The organism is Streptomyces sp. NPDC047042 (assembly GCF_040644035.1).
Taxonomy (GTDB): Bacteria; Actinomycetota; Actinomycetes; order Streptomycetales; family Streptomycetaceae; genus Streptomyces.
Window position 1 is genome coordinate 37,830 of sequence record NZ_JBEYVP010000003.1, and the last position, 17,737, is coordinate 55,566.

The 17,737-nt window shown below is 70.4% G+C and carries 15 protein-coding genes and 1 pseudogene; 14 read left to right on the forward strand and 2 right to left on the reverse strand.

The features are described 5' to 3' along the window. Positions 1–666 precede the first annotated feature (666 nt). Positions 667–2,670, reverse strand: coding sequence for a BTAD domain-containing putative transcriptional regulator (locus ABZ855_RS03880; protein ID WP_360800394.1), 2,004 nt, complete (start codon positions 2,668–2,670; stop codon positions 667–669). Between the two features lie 223 nt (positions 2,671–2,893). Here ABZ855_RS03880 and ABZ855_RS03885 point away from each other — a divergent pair, with 223 nt between their 5' ends. The 5 genes and pseudogenes from ABZ855_RS03885 (at position 2,894) to ABZ855_RS03905 (ending at position 7,186) form a co-directional block, all read left to right on the forward strand. Next, a complete protein-coding gene (locus tag ABZ855_RS03885) occupies positions 2,894–4,081 on the forward strand; it encodes a hypothetical protein (RefSeq protein WP_360800397.1) in 1,188 nt (395 codons plus the stop codon). A 484-nt stretch (positions 4,082–4,565) separates the two neighbouring features. Next, positions 4,566–4,721, forward strand: a pseudogene (locus tag ABZ855_RS03890) (gas vesicle protein); the annotation flags it as partial. A 268-nt stretch (positions 4,722–4,989) separates the two neighbouring features. Beyond that, the gene (locus tag ABZ855_RS03895) at positions 4,990–5,928 is read left to right on the forward strand and encodes a gas vesicle protein (protein ID WP_360800400.1); all 939 of its coding nucleotides are present in this window, start codon (positions 4,990–4,992) and stop codon (positions 5,926–5,928) included. Between the two features lie 47 nt (positions 5,929–5,975). Then, positions 5,976–6,290 carry a gas vesicle protein K gene (locus ABZ855_RS03900; protein ID WP_045557382.1) on the forward strand — a complete coding sequence of 105 codons (315 nt, stop codon included), beginning with the start codon at positions 5,976–5,978 and terminating at the stop codon, positions 6,288–6,290. Beyond that, positions 6,287–7,186: a GvpL/GvpF family gas vesicle protein gene (locus tag ABZ855_RS03905; RefSeq protein ID WP_360800404.1), complete on the forward strand. Its 900-nt coding sequence runs from the start codon at positions 6,287–6,289 to the stop codon at positions 7,184–7,186. Before ABZ855_RS03900 ends, ABZ855_RS03905 begins: the two co-directional genes overlap by 4 nt. Here ABZ855_RS03905 and ABZ855_RS03910 read toward each other — a convergent pair. Further along, complete coding sequence (locus tag ABZ855_RS03910) at positions 7,149–7,301, reverse strand: SMR family transporter (protein ID WP_360800407.1); 153 nt, start codon at positions 7,299–7,301, stop codon at positions 7,149–7,151. The two genes, ABZ855_RS03905 and ABZ855_RS03910, sit on opposite strands and share 38 nt — an antisense overlap. Before the next feature lie 370 nt (positions 7,302–7,671). Between ABZ855_RS03910 and ABZ855_RS03915 the strand changes: the two genes are divergently transcribed. The 9 genes from ABZ855_RS03915 to ABZ855_RS03955 all read left to right on the forward strand — a co-directional run bounded on the left by ABZ855_RS03915 (position 7,672) and on the right by ABZ855_RS03955 (position 17,704). Next, positions 7,672–8,451 carry a coniferyl-alcohol dehydrogenase gene (locus ABZ855_RS03915; RefSeq protein WP_360800410.1) on the forward strand — a complete coding sequence of 260 codons (780 nt, stop codon included), beginning with the start codon at positions 7,672–7,674 and terminating at the stop codon, positions 8,449–8,451. Between the two features lie 54 nt (positions 8,452–8,505). Beyond that, entirely contained in the window at positions 8,506–9,309 is an 804-nt protein-coding gene (locus tag ABZ855_RS03920; RefSeq protein ID WP_360800413.1) for a maleylpyruvate isomerase N-terminal domain-containing protein, read from the forward strand. A 133-nt stretch (positions 9,310–9,442) separates the two neighbouring features. Continuing rightward, positions 9,443–10,447 (forward strand): PDR/VanB family oxidoreductase, encoded by a 1,005-nt coding sequence (locus tag ABZ855_RS03925; RefSeq protein WP_360801121.1) that lies wholly within the window; start codon positions 9,443–9,445, stop codon positions 10,445–10,447. Positions 10,448–10,468: 21 nt separating this feature from the next. Beyond that, positions 10,469–11,695, forward strand: coding sequence for a cytochrome P450 (locus ABZ855_RS03930; protein ID WP_360800416.1), 1,227 nt, complete (start codon positions 10,469–10,471; stop codon positions 11,693–11,695). Further along, positions 11,692–12,531 (forward strand): aldolase/citrate lyase family protein, encoded by an 840-nt coding sequence (locus tag ABZ855_RS03935; RefSeq protein ID WP_360800419.1) that lies wholly within the window; start codon positions 11,692–11,694, stop codon positions 12,529–12,531. The genes ABZ855_RS03930 and ABZ855_RS03935 overlap by 4 nt, the downstream gene beginning before the upstream one ends. Continuing rightward, positions 12,528–13,538 (forward strand): hypothetical protein, encoded by a 1,011-nt coding sequence (locus tag ABZ855_RS03940; protein ID WP_360800422.1) that lies wholly within the window; start codon positions 12,528–12,530, stop codon positions 13,536–13,538. Before ABZ855_RS03935 ends, ABZ855_RS03940 begins: the two co-directional genes overlap by 4 nt. Then, positions 13,531–14,718, forward strand: coding sequence for a CoA transferase (locus ABZ855_RS03945; protein ID WP_360800425.1), 1,188 nt, complete (start codon positions 13,531–13,533; stop codon positions 14,716–14,718). The genes ABZ855_RS03940 and ABZ855_RS03945 overlap by 8 nt, the downstream gene beginning before the upstream one ends. Continuing rightward, positions 14,718–16,154 (forward strand): NAD-dependent succinate-semialdehyde dehydrogenase, encoded by a 1,437-nt coding sequence (locus ABZ855_RS03950; protein WP_360801124.1) that lies wholly within the window; start codon positions 14,718–14,720, stop codon positions 16,152–16,154. The genes ABZ855_RS03945 and ABZ855_RS03950 overlap by 1 nt, the downstream gene beginning before the upstream one ends. A 56-nt stretch (positions 16,155–16,210) precedes the next feature. After that, positions 16,211–17,704 carry an aldehyde dehydrogenase family protein gene (locus ABZ855_RS03955; RefSeq protein WP_360800428.1) on the forward strand — a complete coding sequence of 498 codons (1,494 nt, stop codon included), beginning with the start codon at positions 16,211–16,213 and terminating at the stop codon, positions 17,702–17,704. Positions 17,705–17,737: the final 33 nt, after the last annotated feature.

Genomic DNA, 17,737 nt, shown 5'->3' on the forward strand with positions numbered 1-17,737 from the left:
CCGAAGCTGACTTCGGCGATGAGAGCTACGTACTCGGCTGACCCGATCGACGCGCTGCTACCCAGGTCGATGCGCAGCCAGGTGGACGGGATCGCATCTGACGTCAGGGGTGATGCTCCACCCCGGGTCTGGGATGGAGCATCACCGCGTCGGTGAGAGACTCCGCTGCGCGAAGGGTCCAGCCCTTCGGCTGTGCTGGGCGGACGCGGCTGCTGCTGTGGTACGCGTTCAACTCGGCGACCCCCAGGGGCCATTGAGGGGCCACAAGGACAGGAACAGACCGACAAGCACTGCACGGGACTGACATGGATCAGCACGTCTGACCTGCAAGAACGGCGTGAATCGGCGCTGATCGGCAAGGGCCACCAAGATCCTCAAAGGACTCATAATCCGTCGGCCGTGGGTTCGAGTCCCACCCGCCCCACTTCGGCAGCCCCTTGAGCTGCGGAAACGTTCATTTCTGGGTGTTGGGGCGTCAACTTCGCCTGAGGGGACTGAATCCGCTGAGGGTGAGTTCGCCTCCGCTGATTCTTGGGCGCACGAAAGCGGTCCCGCCTCTCGAGGGGAGCGGGGTCGCGTCAGCTGTAGAGAGGGAGACGGCTTCCGTCGCGGCGTCGGCAAGGTCTGGAGAGGGTGCCGATCGTGGGCACGGCCACCGGCTTCGGTTCAGCCGGAGCGGTCCGGGTGCTTCGTGAGGACCCCTGTGGCATCGTTGTCAGGATGTTTGGGCGGCTGCGCGGCGAAGACGCGTACCAGGTCGTGGTACTGGTAGCGGCCCGGCTCGGGGGATTCCAGCAGGGCCGCGTCCACCAGTGACTCGAGCAGGGTTTCCGCCGTTGCCTCGTCCATCGTGAGCAGGGTGGCGGCGCCGGTCGGGTCGATGTCCGGGCCGCTGGTGGTCGCGAGCCGGCGGAACGCGTGTGCCTGGTGAGGTGTCAGCTGGTGGTAGCCGGCTTCGAAGGTGGTCTGGACGGCCAGGTCGCCCATCCGTAACTCGTCGAGAAGGCGCTGCTCGTCGGTGAGCCGGGAGGCCATCGACTCGATGGTCCAGGCGGGGCGGGACGCCAGTCGGCCCGCCACGATCCGTACGGCCAGCGGCAGGAACCCGCAGGCCGCCACCAGCCGCAGGGCGCCGGCCCGCTCTCCGGCGAGCCGTTCCTGGCCGGCGACCGTGGCGAGCAGGGCGAGTGCCTCGTCGGGGAGGAAGGAGCCCAGGCGGATCTGGGCGGTCAGCGGCAGCCCGGTCAGGGGCGATCTGCTGGTGATGACGACCCCGCACCCGGCGGAACCGGGGATCAGCTCCCTGATCTGGGCGGCGCCCCGCGCGTCGTCCAGGACCAGCAGCACCCGTCGGCCGTCCAGCACGGAGCGCAGCAGCCCGCCGCGCTCCGCCGGCCGCTCCGGCATCGACTCGGGCGGGACGCCCAGCGCGGTGAGGAACCCCGCGAGAACCGCGCCCGGCTCGGCGGGGTCCCGCTCGGTCCCGCGCAGGTCGGCGTAGAGCTGTCCGTCGGGGTACGCGGACCGGACGCGGTGGGCGACGTACAGAGCCAGGGACGTCTTGCCGACCCCGCCCATCCCGGTCACCGCCACGACGGCCGGCGCCCGGCGGCCGGTCGCCGTCAGCAGGGCGCTCAGCTGGTCCAACTGAGCCGAACGCCCCGTGAAGTCGGGGGTGTCGGAGGGTAGTTGCGCCGGAATCGACAGCCGTGGAGCGGGCTCCCGTACGGCTGTCGCCGTCCCCGTGGCACTCGTCCTCGTCCTCGCACTCGTCTCCGCCGCTGCGTTCGCCGTGGCCGCGGCCGTGGGGGCCAGGGGCGCACACCGCTTCTCCCGTCCGCCGCACATCCCGTCGCCGTCGCACGCCCTCTTCGATCCGTGCGCCGTGGACTCCTCGTCGGTCGCCGTCGCCGAGACGGAGTCGCCCTCGAGAACCCTGCGGTGCGCGGCGCTCAACTCGTACCCCGGTTCGATGCCCTGCTCCCGTGCCAGGCGGGTGCGGTAACCGGCGAACACCGCGAGTGCGTCGGCCTGTCTGCCCGCCGCCTGCAGCGCGCGCATCAGCAGACCGTAGGGGCGCTCACGCAGCGGGTACGCCGCGGTGAGCTCGGTCAGCCCCGGAATGGCGAAGTGGTGGTTGCCCAGGGACAGTTCGAGATCGAACCGCTCCTCGAGCGCCGCGGTGCGCAGCTCCTCCAGCCGGTCCCGTTGCCGCTGGGCGAAGGGACCCGGCACGCCGGTCAGCGAGTCTCCCCGCCACAGGGCCAGGGCGTCGGCCAGCAGCCGGCTCGCCCGCGCCAACTGTCCGGCCTCGCGCGCGCGGGCCGCCTCGTCGATCAGGGTCTCGGCCTGCCGGGAATCCAGCGTGGACGGGGAGACCGTCAGCCGGTAGCCGTCCCCGGCGGAGACCAGCACAACCGGCGCCGAAGGATCCTGCTCCAGGAGTCTTCGTAACTGCCAGGCATAGGTGCGGATCGCGGTGACCGCCCGGGGCGGTGACGCGTTCCCCCACAGGGCGTCGATCAGCTGGGCGGCCGACACCGTGTGTCCCGACCGGAGTAACAGCACCGCCAGCATGGCCTGTTGCTGCGGCGGGCCCACTCTGACCTCGGCGCCGTCCCGGTACGCGTGCATCGTGCCCAGTACGACGAAGCGAAAACGGTTCGGCATCCACCCTCATCCCCTCTGCCATGCATCCCTTAACTCGCTTGCGGTGTACGGCAGTTCGGCTCGCTCGTACTTCGCCCCCCTTCTCCTCCACACGGGACGGGGGCAGGCGGGGTTGCCTGCGCGTTGATCTCACATTGATCACGTACTGATCACGACCGCCTAGTTTCCTGCTGATCCGGCGGTGCGCGTACCGCCGTGACGCACGCAGACGGAAGGCGGATCGATGCGAAACAGGACAGCTGTGCTGGCCGCTGCCGCGGCCTTGGCGGCGACGGCGCTCGTCGGAAGCACCACGACGGGGGCAACGGCCCAGCAGCAGGAGCAGCAGGAGCGGAACACCGTACCGGTCTCCGAGGTCGTACCCGACGACGACCTGGCGAGGATGACCGAGCAGCAGCCCCTGGTGGCCGCGGCCGACAAGATCAGATGGGCGCAGGAGAACGCCGGGTTCGCGGGCTTCACGGGCATCGGGCTGGAAGAGGGCCGGGTCGCGCTGTGGTGGAAGGGCGCGATACCCGCGACGATGCGGAAGGCGATCGGCGAGGCCCGCCGGATCGCTCCCGTGCGGGTCGTCGAGGCCGACTACTCCTTCGGCGAGCTGAAGACCGCCTCCGCGCGCCTTCAGGAGCAGCTTGCCGAGGACCCGTCGCTCGGGCACACGGTGAAGATCCCCACCGACGGCAGCGGTCTCGTCCTGGCCAGGGAGGGGACGAGCATCGCGCGCAGCGCCGTCCAGAGCCGGGCGATCGCCTCCGACGCCGCGGGCGTCCCGGTCAGTACGGTCGTCGAGGAGCCGCTTCAGGAAGCCTCCCGCCAGAGCGACTCGCCGCCCTGGTGGGGCGGGTCGATCATCCTGAAGGACAACGGGGTCTACTGCACGTCGGGCTTCGGTGTGACCGACTCCTCCGGGGCGGAGTACATCCTCACCGCGGAGCACTGCGGCACGGCCGGCGAACGTTTCAGCACCGGATCGGGGGCCTACATCGGTACGCCGGTCAAGGCCCGCGACGACCACGACGTCATGCTCATCCAGACGTCCGACGTGCAGAACTACACGTACACCGGGAACCAGGGCAGCAACGTCGGTGTCCGGGTCGACGGCTGGGACTGGACGTACCCCGGTGAGTACCTCTGCCAGTCCGGGTTCACCAGCGCCGGGGCAACCGGCGGCCCGGTCTGCAACATCAAGGTGCTCTTCTACTGGAACGACTCCGAGGACCTGGTGGAGGGCGAGCAGATGGACGGCCAGGAAGCCGCCCGCAGCGGCGACAGCGGCGGCCCCCTCTACGCGGGCTCCGCGAGCGGCGGCACCATCGCCAAGGGCACGGTGACCCGCAGCGGGGGTTCCCGTATCGGTTTCCAGGACTTCGGCACGGCCTGGCGGGACTTCGGCATCTGGATCGCCTCCTGACCCACGCCGCCCGGCCACCGCGGCCGCACGGAAACCCGCTGCTCCGCGAGGAACAACCGGTCCTGCTCCCGGTTGCACGCCGTCGCCCGCATGTCCCGTGCGAACCGCCGCGACCACCTGTCCACCTGCCGGCCGGCGCAGGTCACCGGCTCCGGTGACCGCCCTCCACAGAGCAGGGCGGTGGCACGGTTTCACGCCCGGCCGTGGGCGAGGCGCCGGCGGCCGGGACGGCCGAGGAGCGGGATCAGGGCGCGGATGCGAGGGCATTGTTTCGGTAAGGACGGTAAGGGCACGCAGGCCGCATACCCCCGGCAGGACGGGCGATCTCCGCCCTGTCGGGTGTGTAAGCGGCGTGCGGGCGGTTACGCGCACAGGCATGAGCAGCTATCCGGACAACAACGTGGGCAACCGGGCCGCCTTTCCGCCCGCGAGCACACGCCGCGATGGGGCGATCGCCGGAACGCGAGGCGCGGCAGCCGTTCCGCTGCAGCCCAGACGGGACGGCGACGGCGGTCTGGCTCATGTCGTGGAGACCCTGCTGGACAAGGGACTTGTCCTCAACGCCGACATCATGGTCTCGGTGGCGGGGGTGGAACTGCTCGGTATCCGGCTGCGCGCCGCCCTGGCCTCGTTCGAGACAGCCGCCCACTACGGGCTGGAGTTCCCCTCCGGTACGGACACGGATACGGCCGCCTGGCGGCAGGCGCGGGTGGCGAAGGAGACCTGCCCCCAGTGCGACAAGCGTGCTCCCGTCGAGCAACTGCTGCGGGAGTACTGCCCTTGGTGCGGCTGGCGCAGTGCCCAGGCCCGCATGACGGAGCAAGCCGCCTCGGGTGCCGTCCCTCCCGACGGCTCCGCAGCCGGTGACGACCGCGCGAGCGTGGAGGCCGGGGACGAGGCGGCCCGGCGTGACGGTTGAGCCATCGCCCCTGCGTCCGACGCGTGACCCCCGGGTGACGCTGGACGACCTGGTGGAGGTCCTGCTGAACAAGGGCGCGGTCCTGCACCTGGACCTCATTGTCGCCGTGTCGGACGTCCCGTTGATCGGGGTCAGTCTTCGGGCGGCCGTCGCGGGTATGGAGACGATGCTCGAGTACGGCATGATGCGGAACTGGGACGAGGCGACCCGGGCCTGGGCCGAACGGTCCGCCGCACGCCGCACGATCGACCTGCGGGACGGCGAAAGAGTCATCAGCCGCATGAGCGGCGGACACCTGCTGACAGAGGGGCCGAGCCGCACGTGGCGGCCCGGCGTCGTCTGGTTGACCGACCAGCGGCTGGCCGTGGTGCGGGACGAGCCCCGGGAAGTCCTGTGGGAGAGCGATCTCGGCGTGGTCCGGGGTGTCCGACTCGCCCCGGAGCCCACGGTGGGCGGCGAGGAACGCCTGCGGGTGCGGGTGGCGTTGGCCGACGGTACGGAGGAACTGCTGTCGGCCCAGGACCCCGAGCGGCTGCACGGCCATCTCACCGACGCGTGCGCGGGCCGTCTGGACGACGCGTTCTGGCACACGTCGCCGGCCGTCGTCGAGGAGCGGCCGCTGGCGGAGGGGCGGCTGTGGTTCCACGAGCCGCGCCGCGGCGGTCCGTTGTGGCGCTGCGGTCAGGGACGGCTCACCGGTGAGGCCCTGACCTGGAAGTCGCCCATGGATTCCCGGCCCGCCCTGGTCGTACCCACCGCGGAGATCACCGGAGTGCGCCGTACGGCGTACGGGACCAGCCCCGCCGGGGACGGCGAAGTGCTCGTTCTGCGTGCCCTGGGGCGGGGCGAAGTGCTGCTGGCCGCAGACGACTCGGTGCCGTGGACGCGGGCGCTGACCACGGCGGGGTCCATACCACCGGCCGCATGACCGTCGTACGACCGTGCGGCGAACCGCGACACAGAAAGGTGGCAGGCATGCCCCTGACCGTCGACGAGAAAAGCCTCAAGCACGGCGTGTTGTCTCTGGTGGTCACGCTGGTGGAGGTCATCCAGGAGGCGCTCGAACGCCAGGCTCTGCGCCGTATCAACGGAGGCGACCTGACGTTGGAGGAGAGCGAGCGCCTGGCCGACGCCCTGCTGGAACTGGATGAGGCGATGGACCAGATCAAGGACGACCACGGCATCACTTCCTCCGTCGCGGACCTGCACCGGGGCCTGGACGAGGTGGTCGACGACGTGGTCGACAAACTCGTCAACCCCCGGCGCTGGGCCGAGGAGGCCGACGCATGAGCGGGGAACACGCCCTGTACGTGTACGCACTACTCCGTGCGGAGACAGCAACCACCTGTGAGGTCACCGGCACCACCGGCCTCGACGGTCTCACCGGTCTCGACGGGTGTCCCACACGGCTCTTGCACGCCCCGGGCACAGGCATCGCGGCCCTGGTGCACGACGCCCCCGCCACCCCGTACCAGGGCAGTGACGACCAGGTCCGCCGCTGGGTGAGGCAGCAGAGCGAGGTCGTCACCACCGTGTGGGAACGAACCGGCAGTGTCCTGCCCATGACCTTCAATGTCCTGGTCGCCGATGAGTTGTCCGTTGAGTCGTCCGATGAGCCGTCCCCGGCGGGCGGGTCGGCGGGCGGGCGGAAGGCGGCCCTGCGACTGACGGAATGGATCACCGAACGGGCAGCCGAGATCGACGAACAGCTCCGCACCCTGGCTGACCGGTGCGAACTGCGCGTGGAGATCGCCCTGGACCGCGGAGCCCTCGGCGCCACACCGGCCCCGCACTCAGACGCGGCCTCGACGCACCGCTCGGCGGGAATGCGCCGGCTCCTCGCCAAACAGGAGGAACAGACCGCCAGGCAGACGGCCGAGCGGCTGGCCGACGAGGTGCACGCGGAAGTCCGCGGCAGACTGCTCGCCATCGCGGAAGACCTGCGTGACCGCGGCCGCACCCAGCAATCCCCGGACGAGACACACGTGCTGTCGGCGGCCCTCCTCACCCGGCAGGAGAACATCGACACCGTGGGTGGAGTCCTGAGCGAACTCCAGGCACGCCAACCCGCCGTGCGTATCCGCTTTTTGGGCCCCTGGCCTCCGTATTCCTTCACCGAACTGCGCACCCCGGATGCTCGATGCTCGATCAGTGCGCCGCCTTCAAGCCCGCCACGCAGCCGATGATGCCGGTGAGCAGGAGGACCTTCATCAGGTTGACAGGCTCCCCGTCGAAGGCCATCGCGTAGCTCGCGGTCAGTACCGCGCCGATGCCCACCCACACGGCGTACCCCGTGCCCACCGACCACGAAGACAGTGGTCGGCACCGGCCGGCTGAAGCCCTCCGACTTACCCGGCGCCGTGGCCCATACGGCTTCCAGCACCCCTGAGATCACCAGAACGATCCAGGCCATGTCCTTCTCCCCTGCGGCGTCCAGGAGCCCGTCGAGCCATGTGCTCCAGGCTTCCACGCGGGACACGCCTGAGCAAGTGTGTGATGAACAGAAATGGCGCTGACTGGCCCGTGTCATGCAAATGAATCTCCTGGAGATTCGTATTTCTGAAACTTTCCCTTGTCTTAGGTGGGTCTCCGTGTCATCGTGAGTGCATCCGAAGTTGCCCTGGCGATGGTCGTGCGGCAACAGCCCGCAGGTGTTCGAAGGGAACCGAAGATGACCAGGTCTCGCACCGTGGTGGTCACTGGTGGGGCGTCGGGGATAGGTGACGCCGTCGTCCGGCGTTTCGCGGCGCAGGGGGACGAGATCTTCGTGCTCGACCGCAAGCCGGGCAGCGCCCCGGCTCAGTACATCGAGACCGACCTCAACGACTGTTCCTCGATCGATGCCGCCGTCGAAGCCCTCCGCCGACCGGTGGATGTGTTGTGCAACGTCGCGGGAGTCTCGGGGACCTCACCGGTCCCGCTGGTCCTGGGTGTGAACTTCTTCGGGCTCCGGCACCTCACGGACCGGCTCGCGCCCAGGATGAACGCCGGGGGCGCCGTGGTCAGCGTGGCTTCCACCGCCGGCTGGTACTGGCGCGACCACCTTGAGGAAGTCACGCGGCTCGTGCAGGCGCCGACCTTCGAGGCGGGGGTGCGGGCCGGCACCGAGGCCCTGACGAACGGCAAGGACGCCTACACCCGCAGCAAAGAAGCCCTCATCGTGTGGACCTCCTACGCGGCCCAGCGATACCGCGGTCATGTGCGCCTCAACACGGTGAGCCCGGGTCCGGTGGAGACCCCGCTCCTGCCCGAGTTCTACGACTCGATGGGCCACGAGGAGCTCGACCCCCTGACCGAGCTGGCCGGGGGCCGCAACGGATGCCCGGAGGAGATCGCCTCGGTCGTCGGCTTCCTCGCCGGGCCCGAATCCAGCTGGATCAACGGTACGGATGTCGTCGTCGACGCGGGTGCGGAGATGGCGTTCGAGCTGGGGCAGTCCCTGCCGGTCTGACCGCAGGGCGCGGGTATCAGTCGATGTCGGATGTCGGATGTCGGGAGAGGAATCATGACATCTCATGGGGTCAGTGCGTTGGAACGCTTGTCCCGGTCCGTTCTCGCGCTCGGCGGAATTCTCGACGGCAGCGGCTGGGCGCAGCCCAGCGCGTGCCCGGGCTGGAGCAATCACGATCTGCTGGTGCACCTCGTATGCACTCTCCGGGAGATCGCCGATCCGGCCTCGCTGCCCGCTCCGTTCCCCGGCAGTATCGAGCGCGGCAACGATGTGGCGGTCGCCGCTTTCCGAAGCGAACAGCCCGGTCACACCCTCGAGAACTACGCCCGGCTGCTCCCGCCTGCCCTGGACGCTCTCGCCGAGATGCAGAAGGAACCGGCCGCGTCCGGCGTGGTCGACTTCGATGACGCGGGGCTCTACCCGGCTCACCTGATCGCGGACTCGCTCGTATTCGATCACTACTGCCATCTCCGCCACGATCTCGCCGCTCCACGAGGGACCGTCGAGGCCCTGGAGGTCACGGCGGACGAGACGGTCATGTCGTCCAGCCTGACGTGGTTGCTTGCCGGGCTGCCGCAGATGTCCCCAGCGCGACTGGCTGCCTCATTGACGCGCCCGGTCGTCCTGTCGCTGAGCGGGCCCGGGGGCGGGAGCTGGTCCCTCGTGCCCGCGACCGCGGGGCAACGCATCTCCGTCGAGGAGGGGGCGTCTTCGGCGTCCGAAGCCCGGATCACCGCATCCGCCGACTCCTTCCACCTGTGGGGAACGCACCGGCAGTCCTGGCGGGAGGCGGATCTCGACATCAGAGGCGACGAAAGGCTGGCGGCCGATGTTCTCGACGCCCTGCACGTCTTCTGAGGTCGCCGCAGCGGTTTCGGACTCACGCACACCCCATCCGTACACGAAGGAGAGCGAGGCACGGCTCATGAGCACTCAGACAGCCGGAGCGAACATGGCCGCGGCGGAACAGGACCCCCCGCGCGAGCAGCTGGTGTCGGCCGAGGAGCGGCAGGTCACGATCACCCGGCGCCGTGAGGTGGCGGAAGGCGTCGTGGAACTGACCCTCGCCGCCGCTCATCCCGCTGACCGTCCGACTGTTCATCCCGCTGACCGTTTTCTCGGGGACTGGGAGCCGGGCGCCCACATCGACCTCGTCCTTCCTTCCGGCACCGTCCGGCAGTACTCCCTGTGCGGACATCCGGAACGGCCCTTGGAGTACACGGTCGCCGTGCTCCGCGAGCCCGAAGGGCGCGGTGGGTCGGCGGAAGTGCACGACCGGCTGACCGAAGGCACGACGGTCGGTGTCCGTGGGCCTCGTAATCACTTCCGGCTGGCCCCGGCCGACCGCTATCTCTTCCTCGCGGGAGGCATCGGGGTCACTCCCATCCTGGCGATGGTCCGGGAAGCCGCCGCGACCGGCACTCCCTGGACGCTGCTCTACGGAGGCCGGACCCGCACGTCCATGGCCTACACCGACGAACTCGTCGAACTGGCCGCGCTCTCCCACGGCGACGTGGTGCTGGTGGCACAGGACGAGCAGGGACACCCGGACTTCGCTGCCGCGTTCACCGGCGCACCCGAGGGGACCGCGGTGTACGCGTGCGGCCCCGAGCCGATGCTCCAGGCGGCCGAGACCCTCAGCGAGCTGCTGCTGCCGCCGGGGGCGCTGCACCTGGAGCGGTTCGGAGCCAAGCCGCAGGACGCCGACGACGCCGAGTCGGCGACCGACACCGAGTTCGAGGTCGAACTGGCCCGCTCGGGCCGCACCCTGACCGTCCCGGCCGACCGGCGTCTGATCGACGTCGTACGCGAAGTCGTCCCCCAGGTGCCCTTCTCCTGCGAGGAGGGCTACTGCGGCTCCTGTGAGACCGGCGTCCTGGACGGCACCCCCGATCACCGGGACCAGGTCCTCACCCCGGAAGAACGGGACAGCAACGAGACGATGATGATCTGCGTCGGCCGCTGCCTGTCCCGGAAGCTCACCCTCGACCTCTGACTCCTGGAACAGGCCGCACCCATGGTTGACAACGCTCACGCCCACAACCCGGCCCTGCCGGAGTTCTGGCTGCAGAAAGACACAGACATCGAATCCGCGTTCGCCGAGATGCGCCGCGAAAAGGCGGTGCACTGGCACGACGAGCCGCCGTCCGACTGGTTCCCCGAGGGCGGCCGCGGATTCTGGTCGGTCGTGCGCTTCGAGGAGGTGGCCGAGGTCAGCCGCGACCAGGAGACCTTCACCTCCGAGCACGGCACCGAAATCGTCGACATGACACCGGAGATGGTCCACATCTTCGGCGGCATGCTCAACATGAGCGGTGCCGCGCACGCCCACCACCGGGCCATCGTCAACCGGGTCCTGACCCCGAGGACGGTGGAAGCCCTCAGCGACACCATCCGCCTGCACGCCCGCCGGTGTATCGACCGGGTCGCCGCTCAGGACGGGTGCGACTTCATGCAGGACATGGTCGGCGACTTCCCGGCGCAGATCATCTGCGAGCTGCTCGGCGTCCCGGTGGACGACCGCCCCCGCCTCGTCGCCCTCACCGGCATCGCGCTGTCCGCGTACGGCACCGCCGAGGCGTACAACGCCATGCTGGAGATCATCGCCTACGCCGAGGGCCTGGTGGCGTTGGCCCGCGCGCAGGTCTCCGACTCCGCGTCGTTCCTGCGCAAGCTGCTGACCGCGCAGGTCGACGGGCAGCACATGAGCGACCACGAGATCGCCGTCTTCTTCGCCCTGCTGGCGACCGCCGGCATCGAGACCACCGCGACCAGCATCGGGCAGGGCATGTACGCGCTGTCCCTCCACCCCGAGCAGCGGCGCCGCTGGCAGAGCGACTTCCAGCAGCTGGCGCCGCGCGCTGTCGAGGAGATCGTCCGCTGGGTCACGCCGGTGCGCTACTTCCGCCGTACCGCCACCCGCGACACGGTGCTCGCCGGCCGGCCCATCGCCAAGGGCGACAAGGTCGTGCTGTGGTACACGTCCGCCAACCGCGACGAGAGCGCCATCGAGCGGGCAGGGGAACTCGACTTCGCCCGCGCCGAGGAGCGGCATGTGGCCTTCGGTGGCGGCGGTCCGCACTTCTGTCTGGGTGCGGTGCTCGCCCGCAAGGAGATGACCGTCTTCTTCGAGGAGCTCTTCGCCCGCCTGCCGGACATCGAGGTCAGCGGTGATCCCGAGCGGCTGCACTCCAACTTCGTCAACGGGCTGGCCGCTCTCCCGGTGAGGTACACCCCGGCATGACGACTCCCTTCACCCGTACCGTGCTGGCGGTTCCCGCCTCCTCCGAGCGGTTCCTCGACAAGGCGCGGCAGGCGACGGCCTCCGCGCTGATGGTCGATCTCGAAGACGGGGTCGCCGAGGCCGCGAAGGCCGCCGCCCGGAAGCTGTTCGTCCAGGCGGCGGAGGGGCTGGCCGCCGCGCCGCGCGGACTGTGGCTGCGTGTCAACGCCGCCTCTTCACCCCACCTGGACGCGGACCACCTGGACGCGGACCTCGCCGCGATCGAGGAGGTGGCCGAACACATCGAGGCGCTGGTGCTGCCCAAGGCCACCCCGGCGACAGTGGAGAGCCTGGCCGGCCGCTGCGAGCTGCCTCTGGTGGCGCTGATCGAGACCGCCGAGGGCGTCGAGCATGCCTGGGACGTCGCGGCCCACCCCTCGGTGCGCGCCCTGATGTTCGGCGAGCTGGACTACCGGAGCGAACTCGCCCGCAGCGGAGGCCTGCACGCGCAGGACACCACTTGGGCGCAGGCCCGCATCGTCAACAGCGCCGCCGGCGCCGCCATCGCCTCGATCGCCGGCCCCACGGCAGCCGTGGCCGACCCCGAGCAGCTCCACGCGGACTGCACGCTGCAGGCGGCGCTGGGCTTCACCGGCAAGCTGTGCATCCACCCCGCCCAACTAGACGCCGTGACCACCGCGTTCGGTCCTACGCCGGACATGGCCGCCTGGGCACGCCAGGTCGTCGACGCCGTACGGGAGGCCCCGGCCACCGGCGCGATCACCGTGGACGGGGCGATGGTCGACCGGCCCGTCATCGACCGGGCCCAGCACATCCTCGCGGAGACAGACCGATGAGCAGCCCCACCTTTTCCGACGGCCCCTACGGCGACGACTTCACCATCGGTGAGCCGCTGCCCGCCGCCCCGGCCATCACCATCGACGAGGGCCTCGCCGCCCAGTACCAGGCGATCAGCGGCGACCCCGCCCGCCTGGCTCTGAGCCTTCCCCTGTCGCACGCCACCACCGGCCGGGCAGCCCGAGTCGTGAACTCTGCCCTCGCCCTCCAGGTCGCCATCGGCCAGTCCACCGTCGCCACCAGGATCGTGATCGCCAACCTGTTCTACCGCGATGTGACTCTCCACCAGCAGATCCCGGTGGGCACGACACTGACCTCGACCGTCACCCCCGTCGCCCGCGCCTTCACCCGCGACAACGGCACGGGCCGCCGGGCAAAGGTGCTGCTGGCGATCGAGACACGTGACCAGGACGGCGAACTCGTCGCCTCGCTGGAACGCCTGGCCCTCCTGCCCGTCCGGAGCCGGCACAACCTGATCGAGGCCGGGGACATCGGCAACGCCGACTCCAGCCGGAGCCTGACGGAACTGCTGCCGGCCGTACCGAAGGGGTGGGACCTCGCCCGCCTCTCCACGGCGCCCCTGCCCGAAGTCGGCCGGCAGGCCGACGATCCGCTGCGCGACTCCATCAGCGGCGCCCTGGACCTGGTCCGGCTGACCCAGAACCAGGCCGCAGCCCACCGCGACCCCGCACGCGGCCAGCACGGTCGTCGTCTGGTCTACGGCGGACATGTCGTCGCGCTCGCCCAGGCGTCCCTGTCCCGGCTCGTGCCCGGTCTCGCCGCCGTCGTGGGCTGGCGCTCGTGCGACCACCTGGCCCCGTCCTTCGAGGACGACCTGCTCTCCTTCCGCCTCACCTGCGAGGAGCTGCTGCCCGTCGACAACGGGGCGCTGATCGCTTTCCGCATCCGCGGACAGGCCCGCAGGCTGGGAAGCGACCCGGTCGACGTCCTCGACTTCCGCCCCGTGGCACTGGTTGCCGGAACGATCGGAGAAGACCATGGCTGACGGCCTCGAACTCCTCGACGGCATCCGTGTCGTCTCGCTGGAGCAGTACATCGCCGCGCCCTACTGCACCCAGCTGCTCGCCGACGCCGGCGCCGAGATCATCAAGGTGGAGCGTCCCGTCACCGGCGACCCGCGCCGCTGGTACGACCCCAAGGTCGGGCCCGACGACGACTACATCAGCGGCGGCTTCGCCTCGTACAACCGAGGCAAGAAGTCCGTCGAGCTGAACCTGTCCACCGACGACGACCGCCGGGTCTTCGAGGAACTCCTCGCGACGGCCGACGTCCTGGTCAGCAACCTGCGGCCCGGCTCTCTCGAACGGCAGGGTCTCGCCCCCGAGGACCTGCGCCGACGCTTCCCTCGCCTGGTGATCTGCGAGATCTCCGGATTCGGGACCAACGGCGGCCCCTACGCGAAGTGGCCCGCGTTCGACTCCGTCATCCAGGGCATGAGCGGCCTGTCCAGCCTCATCGGTGAGCAGGACGGCCCGCCCGGGCTGGCCCCCATGGGGACCATGGACCTGATGGCGGGCGTCTACGCCACCATCGGCATCCTCACGGCGCTCGTGGGCAGAGCCGCCACCGGCCAGGGCTCCCACGTGGACGCCGCCATGTACGACATCGGCGCGGCCTTCCTGGAACGCCCGCTGACCCTGCACGAGTACACCGGCGAGATCCCCACCCGGGGCATCGACCGGTTCAGCCCCGTCGGCGCGTTCCGGGCCGGCGACGGAGGCTGGGTGTCCATCGTGATCCCGACCGAGGAGATGTGGCGCCGTTGCTGCGCCGCGCTGGGCCGGCCCGAACTGGAGAACGACCCGGAGCTGGACACCACCCTCAAGCGTGCCGAGCACATGGCGGACCGGATCGTGCCGCTCCTGGAGGAGTGGGCCAAGGACAAGGACCGCCACGAGGCGGTCGCCGCGCTGCGCGAGACAGGGCAGCCGGCCGGCCTCGTGCAGACCATCGCCGACGTCCGGGCCTGCGAACAGCTGGCCCACCGCGGCCTGTTCGCGCCGATCGACGACGAGCGGGCCCGCCGCGCCGACGGCACCGCACTCAGCCTGCCGCGCCTGCCTCTGCTGTTCGACGGCCGGGGCGCGCGACCGGGTCCCGTTCCCCGGCTCGGCGCCGACAACGACGAGTTCCGTACGCCCAACGCCAGTGAGGTGCCCCAGTGATCCCCTCCGCCCCCACCGAGCTGTTCATCGACGGCGCCTTCCGTCCCGCCGCTGACGGCGGCACGTTCCCCGTGGAGGACCCCGCCACCGAGCAGATTCTCACGAGCGTGGCGGACGCCACCGTCGAGGACGGCAAGGACGCTGCCGCTGCCGCTGCCGCCGCGCTGCCCGAATGGAGCCGGCGCGCGCCGCGGGAGCGCGCCGAGATCCTGCGCCGTGCCTTCGAACTCATCATCGCGGCGAAGGACGAACTCGCCGCTCTGATCACCGCCGAGAACGGCAAGGCGCGCACGGACGCCGAGGCCGAGGTCGCCTACGCGGCCGAGTTCTTCCGCTGGTACAGCGAGGAAGCCGTACGCATTCCGGGCCACCTCGGGCTGGCGCCTTCCGGCGAGCGGCGGATCATCGAGATCTCCCAGCCGGTCGGGGTGTCCCTGCTGCTGACCCCGTGGAACCTGCCCGCCGCGATGATCACGCGGAAGGTCGCGCCGGCGCTGGCCGCCGGCTGCACGGTCGTCGTCAAACCGTCCCTGCAGACGCCACTGACCGCGCTGTTCCTGGCCCGTCTGCTCACCGAGGCGGGCGTCCCCGCCGGAGTGGTCAACGTGGTGCCCACGGCCCGCGATGTCGCCCTCACCGCCGAGCTCGTCGCCCGCGGGCCGGTACGCGCGCTGTCCTTCACCGGCTCCACCCGCGTCGGCAGCGCCCTCCTCGGCCAGGCCGCCGCGCGGGTGCTGAAGACGTCGATGGAACTGGGCGGCAACGCCCCCTTCATCGTCTTCTCCGACGCCGACCTCGACGCGGCCGTCTCCGGCGCGCTGGTGGCCAAGATGCGGCACAACGCCGAGGCGTGCACCGCCGCCAACCGGTTCTACGTCCACGCCTCCGTGCACGACGAGTTCGTCTCCCGGCTCGCCAAAGGCCTCTCCGAACTCGAGGTGGGCCCCGGCCATGTGCGGTCCGTGCAGGTCGGCCCGATGGCCTCGGCCTCCGCGCGTGACTCCCTCACCGAGGCCGTCCAGTCGGCCGTCGACTCCGGCGGCAAGGTGCTGCTGGGCGGCAGCCCCCTCAAGGGGAGGGGCTACTACTTCCCGCCCACCCTGATCGACGACGTCCCGCCCACCGCCCCCGTGCTCGACCACGAGCTGTTCGGGCCCGTCGCGCCGGTGGTCTCCTTCGACTCCGACGACGCCGTGATCGAGATGGCCAACGGCACCGAAATGGGCCTGGGCTCCTACGTCTTCACGCGCGACCTGCGGCGCGGTCTGAGCGTGGCCGAACGACTGGAGTCCGGCATGGTCGGCCTGAACACCGGGGTGTTCTCCGACCCCGCCGCGCCGTTCGGCGGCGTCAAGCAGAGCGGCATCGGCCGCGAGGGCGGACGGCACGGCATCCACGAGTTCCTCGAGACCAAGTACATCGCCACCCAGTGGTGACGTCCGCACCACGTCCGCACCGGCGACGTACAGAGACGTACAGAAACGAGCATCCCATGACCGCACAACTGGCCCCCGGAGTACGTGGCCTGCTGTCGTCCAGCGTGCTCAGCTGGCTCGACAAGCCGCCCCTGGGCCCCTACATCGACGGCAGTTGGCGCACGGCCCGCTCCGACACCCTCATCGACGTGATCGACCCGGGCACCGGCCTGCCCGTCACCGCCTACGCCGCCTCGTCGGCCGAGGACGTCAACGACGCCGTGGCTGCCGCCCGTACGGCCTTCGACGACGGTCGCTGGAGCGAGCTGGACCCGGAGGTACGCGAGCAGACGCTGCGCCACCTCGCCGGCCTGCTGGAGAAGGACGCCGAGGTCGTGGCCCAGCTGGAGGCCCTCGATACCGGCAAGCCCCTGTCCGAGGCCCGCCTCGACATCGAAGAGGCGGTTGCCGTACTGCGCTACTACGCGGGGTGGGCCACGAAGGTCGAGGGCTCGGTCATCCCCGCACCACGCCGTTTCGTCGCGACCGGCACGCGCGAGGCGATCGGAGTGTGCGCGGCCATCACGCCGTGGAACTACCCGCTGCCGATCCTGATGTACAAGCTGGCGCCCGCCCTCGCGTTCGGCAACACCTTCGTGGCCAAGCCGTCGGAGCAGACGGTCCTGTCGACGGCGTACTTCGCGCAGCTGTGCGCGACGGCGGGCATCCCGGACGGCGTGGTCAACGTCCTGCCCGGGGACGGAGCGACCGGCGCGGCGCTCACGGCCGTCCAGGGGATCGACAAGATCGCGTTCACCGGATCGACCCGCACCGGCCAGGCCGTGATGCGCGCCGCCGCCGGCACCCTCACCAAGGTCAGCCTCGAACTCGGCGGCAAGAGCCCCCAGTTGGTCTTCGCCGACGCCGACCTGGACGCCGGGATCGACGGCGTGATGGGGGGCATCTGGACCAACGCAGGACAGGTGTGCGTCGCCGGCAGCCGCCTGGTCATCGACCGTCGTATCCATGACGAGTTCGTCGCCGAACTCGTCAGCCGCACCCGCCGGCTGTCCCTCGGCCACGGCCTGGCTCCGGCCACCAGCCTGGGCCCGCTCGTCTCGGCCGCACAGCGCGACCGTGTCACCGCACTAGTCGACCAGGCGGCCGTGGAAGGTGCCGCCGTCGAGACCACCTCCCAACTGCCCGACGCGGAGGGCTACTTCGTCGCCCCGACCGTCGTCACCGGAGCCCGGCCGGGGCAGCGCATCGAACAGGAAGAGGTCTTCGGCCCGGTCCTGACCGTGCTGCCCTTCGACGACGAGGGCGAGGCCCTCCGACTGGCCAACGGTTCCGCCTACGGGCTGGCCTCCTCCGTGTGGACCACGAACGCCTCCCGCGTACACCGCGTCTCCCGGGCTCTTCGCGCGGGCACCGTGTGGGTCAACACCTACGGGGTCTTCCACCCCACCCTGCCCTTCGGCGGTGTGAAGGCGTCCGGGTTCGGCCGCGAGCTGGGTTCGGCCGCCGTCGACCACTACACCGAGCTCAAGACCACGGTGATCGAGCTGTAGATCAACCGGCAGAAGGAGTCCGCAAGGGACTCG

What these genes read in the sequence shown, in the direction of transcription:
- ABZ855_RS03880 (WP_360800394.1), bottom strand. Translation starts at nt 2,670, where the DNA reads ATGCCGAACCGTTTTCGCTTCGTCGTACTGGGCACGATGCACGCGTAC.
- ABZ855_RS03885 (WP_360800397.1), top strand. Translation starts at nt 2,894, where the DNA reads ATGCGAAACAGGACAGCTGTGCTGGCCGCTGCCGCGGCCTTGGCGGCG.
- ABZ855_RS03900 (WP_045557382.1), top strand. Translation starts at nt 5,976, where the DNA reads ATGCCCCTGACCGTCGACGAGAAAAGCCTCAAGCACGGCGTGTTGTCT.
- ABZ855_RS03905 (WP_360800404.1), top strand. Translation starts at nt 6,287, where the DNA reads ATGAGCGGGGAACACGCCCTGTACGTGTACGCACTACTCCGTGCGGAG.
- ABZ855_RS03915 (WP_360800410.1), top strand. Translation starts at nt 7,672, where the DNA reads ATGACCAGGTCTCGCACCGTGGTGGTCACTGGTGGGGCGTCGGGGATA.
- ABZ855_RS03920 (WP_360800413.1), top strand. Translation starts at nt 8,506, where the DNA reads ATGACATCTCATGGGGTCAGTGCGTTGGAACGCTTGTCCCGGTCCGTT.
- ABZ855_RS03930 (WP_360800416.1), top strand. Translation starts at nt 10,469, where the DNA reads ATGGTTGACAACGCTCACGCCCACAACCCGGCCCTGCCGGAGTTCTGG.
- ABZ855_RS03935 (WP_360800419.1), top strand. Translation starts at nt 11,692, where the DNA reads ATGACGACTCCCTTCACCCGTACCGTGCTGGCGGTTCCCGCCTCCTCC.
- ABZ855_RS03940 (WP_360800422.1), top strand. Translation starts at nt 12,528, where the DNA reads ATGAGCAGCCCCACCTTTTCCGACGGCCCCTACGGCGACGACTTCACC.
- ABZ855_RS03945 (WP_360800425.1), top strand. Translation starts at nt 13,531, where the DNA reads ATGGCTGACGGCCTCGAACTCCTCGACGGCATCCGTGTCGTCTCGCTG.
- ABZ855_RS03955 (WP_360800428.1), top strand. Translation starts at nt 16,211, where the DNA reads ATGACCGCACAACTGGCCCCCGGAGTACGTGGCCTGCTGTCGTCCAGC.